This is a genomic window from Microbacterium sp. P2_F9, assembly GCF_056403635.1.
Genome location: NZ_JBFUFC010000382.1, coordinates 1 through 1,591 on the forward strand (window position 1 = coordinate 1; position 1,591 = coordinate 1,591).

Sequence of the window (1,591 nt, forward strand, 5' to 3'; positions counted from 1 at the left end):
GCCTCGGGGCCGCCGCCCGCACCCACCTCGACCGGGGTGACACGCGCTTCGAGCCCGAGAGCCTGGGCCTGCGCGGATGCCGCCGCCGCGGCATCCGCCGATCCCTCCTGGAGACCGTGATCGATGGTGACGGCGACGGCCCGCAGCCCCGCCTTCGCCGCCTCGAAAGCGGTCGCGGCGGCGAGGGCGAGGGAGTCCGGACCGCCGGAGAGGGCGACGACGACGGTCGAGCCCGGATCGATCCCGCGCAGGGCGACACGCACGGCCAGCCGCACCTCGGCGACGGCGGGATCCAGGCCCGGACGAACGGTCATCCATCCACGGTAGTCCGGCGGCCCGGAAACCAGCCTCAGTGCGTGTGCATACACCCGGACTAGGCTGGTCGAGGCACTTCTGCTGAGCGCGCGCAAGCGAGACGAAGCATCCGAAACCCCCTGAGAAGGAGTCCCCCATGGGCGCGTACGACGCCGTCATCGAGATCCCCCGCGGCAGCCGCGTGAAGTACGAGGTCGACCACGGCACGGGCCGCGTCTTCCTCGATCGCATCCTCTACACCGCGTTCGGCTACCCGACGAACTACGGGTTCTTCGAGAACTCGCTCGGCGAGGACGGCGACCCGCTCGACGTACTCCTGCTCCTCGACTTCGAACTCGCGCCGGGCGTGCTCGCGAGCGTGCGCCCTGTCGGCGTGCTCAAGATGAGCGACGAGGCCGGTGGCGACGACAAGCTCGTCGCGGTGCTCGCCAAGGATCCCCGCTGGGCGCACATTCAGGATGTGAACGACATCCCGGAGTACACCCGCAAGGAGATCGAGCACTTCTTCGAGCACTACAAGGACCTCGAGCCGAACAAGTGGGTCAAGGTCGACGAGTGGGCATCCGCCGCCGTCGCCGAGCAACTCGTCGCCGAGGCCTTCGACCGCTTCAAGGAGCACGAAGGCCAGACCGCCACGCAGGGCGAGGGCACAGCCCCCTCGACGCTGTAGCGCATCACCGCGATCTGAAGAGGGCGGATGCCTCGCAGCTCTGAGCTGCGACATCCGCCCTTTCGCGTTCCTGGTGGCTAGACGGAGATCCCGCGATCGGCCATGAAGTAGATCGGGTTGACCGGGTTGCCGTTGACGTAGGTCTCGAAGTGGAGGTGGCAGCCGAACGAGTTGCCGGTGTTGCCCTCGTACGCGATCAGCTGGCCGGCACCGACCCGTTGGCCGTAGCCAACGAGGATCCCACCACGCATGATGTGCCCGTAGCCGGTGCCGATGCCGCCGCCGTGGTCGATCTTGATGTAGTTGCCGTAGCCGCCGTTCGGGCCGGCGTAGACGACGGTGCCGGCGCTCGCTGCGTAGATCGCCGAGCCGCACGCCGCGGCGAGATCGACGCCGTAGTGAAACCCGCTGGAGCAGTAGCTGGCGCCGCAGACGACCGTTCGGGGACCGTACCCGGAGCTCCGATAGCCGGATGAGGGGCGCGCCCACCCTGAGCCGACGACGGCGCCGCCGTTGCCGCCACCTCCACCACCACCGCCGCCTCCGCCGCCACCGGAGTGCTGGGCTGCGGCGGCTGCCGCTGCCGCGAGACGCTCAGCCTCGGCC

The 1,591-nt window shown here is 69.5% G+C and carries 3 protein-coding genes; 1 reads left to right on the top strand and 2 read right to left on the bottom strand.

Translation table 11 applies throughout. The annotated features are described in order from the left end of the window. Positions 1–314, bottom strand: a 314-nt coding sequence (locus AC1DVT_RS20185; protein WP_477391175.1) for a PP-loop family protein, incomplete at its 3' end; no start/stop codon positions are given. 137 nt (positions 315–451) lie between these two features. On the opposite strand from AC1DVT_RS20185, the gene AC1DVT_RS20190 reads away from it, so the two are divergent. Beyond that, positions 452–985 carry an inorganic diphosphatase gene (locus AC1DVT_RS20190; protein WP_477391177.1) on the top strand — a complete coding sequence of 178 codons (534 nt, stop codon included), beginning with the start codon at positions 452–454 and terminating at the stop codon, positions 983–985. A gap of 77 nt (positions 986–1,062) precedes the next feature. Here the strand turns inward: AC1DVT_RS20190 and AC1DVT_RS20195 are convergent. Further along, on the bottom strand, positions 1,063–1,591 hold a 529-nt coding region (locus tag AC1DVT_RS20195), incomplete at its 5' end, for a M23 family metallopeptidase (RefSeq protein ID WP_477391179.1).